At 69.1% G+C, this 6,983-nt stretch carries 2 protein-coding genes and 2 pseudogenes; 1 reads left to right on the plus strand and 3 read right to left on the minus strand.

Features of this window, described 5'->3' with window-relative positions:
• Positions 1–2,685, minus strand: a pseudogene (locus VNR91_RS02560) (hypothetical protein); the annotation flags it as partial.
• Positions 2,685–4,844 (minus strand): BamA/TamA family outer membrane protein, encoded by a 2,160-nt coding sequence (locus tag VNR91_RS02565; RefSeq protein WP_325489227.1) that lies wholly within the window; start codon positions 4,842–4,844, stop codon positions 2,685–2,687. The gene VNR91_RS02565 and the pseudogene VNR91_RS02560, both read right to left, overlap by 1 nt.
• Positions 4,845–5,057: 213 nt before the next feature.
• Here VNR91_RS02565 and VNR91_RS02570 point away from each other — a divergent pair, with 213 nt between their 5' ends.
• A complete protein-coding gene (locus VNR91_RS02570; RefSeq protein ID WP_325489225.1) occupies positions 5,058–6,707 on the plus strand; it encodes a Na+/H+ antiporter in 1,650 nt (549 codons plus the stop codon).
• Here the strand turns inward: VNR91_RS02570 and VNR91_RS02575 are convergent.
• Positions 6,695–6,983, minus strand: a pseudogene (locus tag VNR91_RS02575) (hypothetical protein); the annotation flags it as partial. The gene VNR91_RS02570 and the pseudogene VNR91_RS02575 sit on opposite strands and share 13 nt — an antisense overlap.

Consider the following 6,983-nt stretch of genomic DNA (forward strand, 5'->3'; position numbering starts at 1 on the left):
GCTCGGCTGGTCGACGGCGATGCTGCCGGTCGCGGTGCCGCCAATGCCCAGATTGGGGACGAAGGCGTTGACCACCGCCAGGTCGAGCTTGTCGAGCCGCGACTGGAGCGCCATGCCCCGGCCATAGCGGCCCGCCAGCCGCAGCGATCCCTGGTCGAAATCGATCCGAGTCGGCGACAGCCGGTATTCGCCCCCGACGGGTTCGATCCGCGCCGGATTGACCGTGCGGAAATTGATGCCGTTGGCCTGCCCCTGCAATGCCGCCAGCCACAGCTTTGGCGAGAAGCGCGCATTGGCGCCGATGCGGAACGGCACGCCCGACGATCCCTCGGCAAAGGCCTGTGCAGTGCCGTTGCCGCCATGATAATCGATCTTCGCGCGCGCGGTCTTGATGGCAAGATTGCCCATCTTGAATGCTGCGATCTGGGCATCGCCGACGATTGCCGGCTGGCCCGGATACATCACCGCCCGGCCGGTGATGATGGCGCGGCCGATGGTCAGGCCGGCGGTGCCGGGGATCACGGCATTGTTGGCGCGAGCATCGACGTCGGCGCGCTGATATTTCCCTTCGGCGCCCAGCCCCAGCGTGCCGTTCACTCCCGACCCGGCAAAGCGCAGGCTGCCCGCGAACGGCCCAGCCACGGTCTGTTCGACCCGGCCGTTGAACAGGATGCCCGCGAAGCGCGTGTTGCGGACGTCGGCGGCGATCCGGGGGGATGTCGCCAGCAGCAGATTGGCGTCGAACGGCCCGTAGTCGGTGCCGCCGGTCGCAGTCACCGCGTAGCGCGTGCCCTGCCCCCGGATCGTCGCGTTGAGATCGACCAGCCCGATGCCGACGCCGGGACGCGGCGCGCGCAGGTTCACCACCGGCGCGGCCAGCGTGCCGTTCACCCGCGCGGTCAACGGGCCATATTGCCGCGACCAGCCCTGGGCGTTGACCAGGATCGGCCCCGCCGGATCGTAGCGGCCCGATCCGGCGGTGATGCGGAATGCCGGCGCGTTCACCCGTACTCCGGAAAAGGCGATGATCCCCTGCGGGGTATAGTCGAGGTCGGCGCGGCTGTAGGCGTTGCCCCCCAGGAATTCGCGCAGCCCGTCGTTGAAGATGCGCGCGGTCTGCGCCGCCACGCGGCCGCGGATACCAAACCCGCCCGATGCCGCCGAATAGAGCTTCGCGTCGGTGGTGACGTTGACGATGCCGACGCCGTCGATGCGATAGTCGTTGACGCGGCCCTTCAGCGCGCCGGTGTAGCGCCCCTTCGCCATGTCGGCCGCGATGATCGCGGTCGCGTCGATCTTGTCCGAACGGATGCGCAGATTGTCCGACAGGATCTGCGTGCCGCCGGAAACCGCCAGATCGCCGTTCAGCCGCACGTTGGTGAGCAGCCCGCCGGCCGCCGCGTTCAGCCCGGTCACCCGCGCGACCCGGCCGGCGACCGGTATCATGATCCGGTCGGCATCGACGCGCGCCTTGCCCTCCACATAGACGCCTTCGGCGCCCATCTCTCCAAAGCCAAGCGCCGCCGCCTGGATCTTGTAGTCGATCACCGGTCGCGCGAACGGGCCGTCGAGCGCGACCGCCGCGCGGACCGATCGCCCGCTCAGGTTCGGTGCGATCGCACCGGGGGTCAGCAACCTCGCTTCCGCCCGGACGTTGCCGAACCGGCTCTGCCCCAGGTCGATCATCCCCTGCGCCGCGACGGCCAACGCCGACGACCGCAACTGAAGCCGCGTGTCGGCCTTGCGCTCGTTCAGGGTTGTGTCCAGCGCCACGTCCAGCCGCGGCGCGGTCAGCCGCTCGACCGGCCCTTTCAGGTACAGTCCCGGCTGGGTCGGCCCGCGCACGCGGAACGTGCCGTTACGCGCCTCGATCGCCAGATCGGCGAGCTGCCCGCCGCCCAGCGTCGCCGCCGCGCGGCCGTTCCACGCCTTCCAGCTGCCCTTGCCGGCGATCGTCGCGATCAGCGGCGCGTCGAGCCCGGCCATCGTCGCGATCAGCCCGCCCTTCGGCGCGGAAATCCTTGCGTCGATCCCCAGCCGGTCGGCATCGGGCACGGCGTCGAGATTGAGCGCCAGCCGGTCGCCGCCGCCGATCGTCGCCGCGTTGGCCACGATCTGCGCGCGGCGGTGCGCGACATGGGCGCTGCCGTCGAGCGTCAGCAGCCGGCGTTCGCCGCTCACCGCCGGCGCCAGATCGATCCGCTTGATCGTCAGCCGGCCGACGTCGATGTCGAGATCGGGCAGGATCGGTGCGTTGGGATCGCTCGGCACCGGTTTCAACTCGGGCAGGCGCGCCACGCTCACCAGCGGGCTGGCCAGCGACCGCACGTCGACATGGTTGCGCAGATAGGCGAACGGCCGCCAGTCGATCGCGATCTGCGGTGATGTGGCGAAAACGCCGTGCTGGTCCTGCACCTTGACGTCGCGCAGCACCATCGCGCCATACAGCGATCCGTCGATCCGGCCGACGCGCAGGTTGATGCCGTTGGCCATGGTGTAACCGCCGATCCGGTCGGCGACGAACCGCCGCCCGACCTGGGTATCGAGCCCGAGCACGATCGCCGCGGCGAGCACGATCAGGCCGATCAGCCCCGCCCCGCCCCACAGGGCGATTCTTTGCCACACCGGCCGGGCATCGGCGGCAGCGGGCGCGGCCTGTTCGGCGGGCATCTGGTCCTCGGCCATCAGAACGCCTGCCCGATCGAGAGGTAGAGCGCGATCTTCGCTTCGCCCGGCTTGCGGTTGATCGGGGTGGCGACGTCGATGCGGAACGGCCCGAAATTGGTGTAGTAACGCGCGCCGATCCCCGCGCCAAAGCGGATGTCGCGGCCCTTGGGCAGCACGCTGTCATACACCTGGCCGGCATCGACGAACGGGACGATGCCGAAATTGCCGAAGCGATAGCGCGCTTCGATCGAGAATTCGTTGAGGCTGCGCCCCCCGACGGGGCGGATCACCGTCGGCGAATCCTTCTCGTCCGGGTTGGTCGGGTCGTAATCGGGATTGGGCTCGATCGTACGCGGGCCCAGCCCCTGATAGCCAAAGCCGCGCACCGATCCGCCGCCGCCCGAATAATAGCGCCGTGACGGCGCCAGATCGTCGCGCGCGACCCCGGCGATCACCCCGGCGCGCACCCGCCCGGCGATCACCAGGCTGTCGGTGACCGGATAATAGCCCGTGCCTTCCACCATCGTGCGGACATACGGCCGCACCGATCCCTGCACCGACGTCTCAGGGCTGACGTTGAGCTTCAGGCGGAAACCGCGCGTCGGGTTCAGCAGATTGTCCGACGTGTCATAACCCAGGAACGTCGGCAGCGCGGCGATGCCATAGGTACGGCGCACGCGCTCGTCGCGGGCGAAATCATAGACGCTCTCATTGGTGCCGACCAGTTCGCCGCCGTAATAATAGGTCCAGCGTTTCTGCCAGATCGGCGTCGAATCATAGCTGATCCGCGCCGCGATCGTGCCGGTGAAAGCATCGAACGCGTCATAATGCGAATGGCTGGCGGAGGCGATCAGCGAGAAGGTGCGGTCACGCCGCCCGGCGTTCGATCGGCGGAAGGTGGTCGACAGCCCCTGTTCCTGCGTTCCGGCAACGCCCGCGACGATCAGCGCGCCTTCGGGCGGGAACAGGTTGCGGTGGGTCCAGCTCGCCTCGGCGCGCAGGCCCTGCCCGGTGCCATAGCCGGCGGTTCCGGCGATCGTTCGCGCCGGCCCCTTGTTCTGGCGGATCGTCAGATCGACCTGTTCGGTGCCGTCGGGGCCGGGCCGGCCGGTCTTGCGGGGAGAGACGCCGACGCTGGAGAACAGGCTGGTCGCGACCAGCGCCTGGCGCAGATCGTCGACCTTGCGGCTGTCATACAATTCGCCCGGCTTGAATCGCGCCAGCACCGCGATGTGATCGGCGTCGAACACCGGGTCGCCGCGCAGCGCGAACCCGCCGAACGTCCCGCGCGGCCCGGTTTCGACCGGCAACGTATAGTCGCCGCGAAGCGTGACGTCGTCGAGCAGGATGTCGCGCTGGCCGACCTCGGCAAAGGCATAGCCCTGCTGCGGCAGTTGCAGCGCGACATTGGCCTCCGCGCCCTGGATGCGCTCCGCCTCGATCGGGTCGCCGGTCTTGAGCGGCAGCGCCTTGGCGATCAGATCCGGCGGCACGGTCGGCCCCGCCTTCACCGTGATCGATCCCAGCAGATAGCGTTGGCCGGGCACAGCGGTCACCGTGGCGCGAACGCGGGCGGCCTGCCCGGGGATCTGTTCGATCGCCGAGGTCGCGGTAGCGTCGTAATAGCCGAGCGACTGCATCAGCCGCACCGCCAGCCCCTCATCCTCCTTCGCGCGGGCGTTGACTACCGCGGCGTTGGGCGCGTCGTTATCCTTTCGCAGCGCCGACAGCGCCTTGAACTGGTCGTCCAGCCCGACGGCCTCAAGCCCCTCGACGCGCGTTTCGTAGCGGATCGCCACCGCCGGCTGGTCGTCGACGCCGGCGATGACGACCGGGGTTACGTCGAACCCCGACAGCGGCGGCAGCGGCGCGGCCAGATCGGCCTCGCTCGGCAGGGTGACCGGTGCCAGATCCGCGTCGGGCGAAGCCGCGCCGGATTGACGGGCGGCCGGTTCGACGCCCGGCGCGAGCGGCGCGATCGGCTCCAGCGGCGCGTCGATATCGTCGGACAGCGGCGGAATCGATTGTTCGAACTGATCGTCGGGGATGATCGCGCCATCCTGCGCGGGGTGGCGCGCCTGGCTGTCGGCCGCCGTCGTCGCCGGGGCGCCCTGTCCAGGGGCCGGCCGGGACACCTGCGCACGCGCGATTCCGGGCAGCACCGCCGCGCCGGCCATCAGCCCCACAATGATCGCCGTCGAATGTACGCGCACGCCCGATTCATCTCCCACCCGGGGCTACATCGTCCAAGCGCACCCCCTTTGTCACCACCGTAACGGTCGAGAACAAATTTTGTGCCCATCGCCCGCCGCACGTCAAAGACGGTTGCCCGCGAAAGGATCCACCCCCTAGGAGGGGGCGAGAAGTGATGCGTATGAGGGAATTCGCGTTTGGAGACAGTATCGATCGTCCTGTTCCTGCTGCTGGCGGTGATCGTCAGCGGCGCGGTGTCGCGAATGTTGCCGGTGTCGCTGCCGACGCCATTGGTCCAGATCATGCTGGGCGCGGTAATCGGCCTGTCGACATCCTATCGCGTCACCCTCGATCCCGAACTGTTCCTGCTGCTGTTCCTGCCCCCGCTGCTGTTCCTCGACGGGTGGCGCATTCCGAAGGACGAGCTGCTCAAGGATCTGTCCACCGTCATCGAACTGGCGCTGGGGCTGGTGCTGATCACCGTGGTCGGCATGGGCCTGCTGATCCACTGGATGATCCCGGCGATGCCGCTGGCGGTGGCATTCGCGCTGGCGGCTGTGGTGTCGCCGACCGATCCGATCGCGGTGTCGGCGATCGCCGCGCGCGTGCCCATCCCGAAACGGATGATGCACATTCTGGAAGGCGAATCGCTGCTCAACGACGCGTCGGGCCTGGTCTGCCTGCGCTTCGCCATCGCGGCGGCGCTGACCGGCACCTTCTCCGCCTCCGCCGCCGCGCTCAACTTCGCCTGGGTGGCGGGCGCTGGAATCGTGGTCGGCGTGATCGTCACGCTCGCCGCGACGCGGGCCAAGGCGTGGGTTTCGCAACGTTTTGGTGAGGAGACGGGGTCGCAGATCCTCGTCAGCCTGCTGATCCCGTTCGGCTCCTACCTCATCGCCGAACACCTCCACGCCTCCGGCATCCTCGCCGCGGTCGCCGCGGGCGTCACTATGACCTTTGCCGAAATTTCGCGACAGGCGATGGCCGCGACCCGGATGCGCCGCAATTCGGTGTGGGATACGATCCAGTTCGCGCTGAACGGCATCATCTTCGTGCTGCTGGGCGAACAATTGCCCAGCATCCTGGCCGGCGCACGCGAAACGGTGCGCGTCACCGGGCATCACAGCACCTGGTGGCTGGCGCTCTATGTCCTCGCCATCGTCGCCGGACTGGCCGCGCTGCGGTTCGCCTGGGTGTGGGTGTCGCTGCGCCTGACGTTGTTGCGCCGCCGCGCCGATCCCGATCCCGATGCCGCGCCGGTCAAGGGCCCGCACTGGCGGCTGGTCGCGGCTATGTCGTTCGCCGGGGTGCGCGGGGCGATCACGCTGGCCGGCGTGCTGACGCTGCCGCTGACCCTCAACGACGGCACCCCGTTTCCCGCACGCGATCTGGCGATCTGCCTCGCGGCGGGTGTCATCATCGTGTCGTTGCTGATCGCCAGCGTCGGGTTGCCGATCCTGCTCAAGGATTTGACCATGCCCGCCGAGCCATCGCGTCAGGCAGAGGAGGACGCCGCCCGCGTCGCCGCGTCCGAAGCCGCGATCCGCGAGATCGAGCGCGCCCAGCACGATCTGGGGCAGCAGCGCGGCGACGCCGATTTCTACGCCGCCGCCGGCAGCCGGATCATGGACCTCTACCGCGACCGCATCGAAAGCCGCAGCCAGGGGCCGAAGGTGTCGGCAGAGGCCCGGCTTCAGGACAAGCTCGAACGCGATCTGCGGCTGGTCGGGTTGCAGGCGGAGCGCGACGCGGTGTTCCGGCTCGCCCGCGAGCGGCGGGTCGGCAGTTCGACCGCGCAGAAGATGATCCGCGAACTCGATCTGCTCGAAGCGCGCTATCGCGGCTGAGGGGCCCCGGTGGACGCGTCGGCGTCGCGCCACATCGACCAAAAGCGCGGGCCGCCGCCGGGCACCCGCCAGTCGCCCGTCAGGGTGAAGCCCAGCCGCTGGTAGAGCGGGACATAGCCCTCGACCGGGGTTTCCAGATAGGTCGGCACCCGCGCATCGAAGCCGGCGCGGATCGCCGCGCCGCCCAGCCCGCGCCCCTGATGCGCGGGATCGCATCCGGCGATGTGCAGATACCAGAACGCGCCCTTCGGGAAATGGGCGTCGATCGCGTTCCCC

Source organism: Sphingomonas sp., from assembly GCF_035555815.1.
Taxonomy (GTDB): domain Bacteria; phylum Pseudomonadota; class Alphaproteobacteria; order Sphingomonadales; family Sphingomonadaceae; genus Sphingomonas.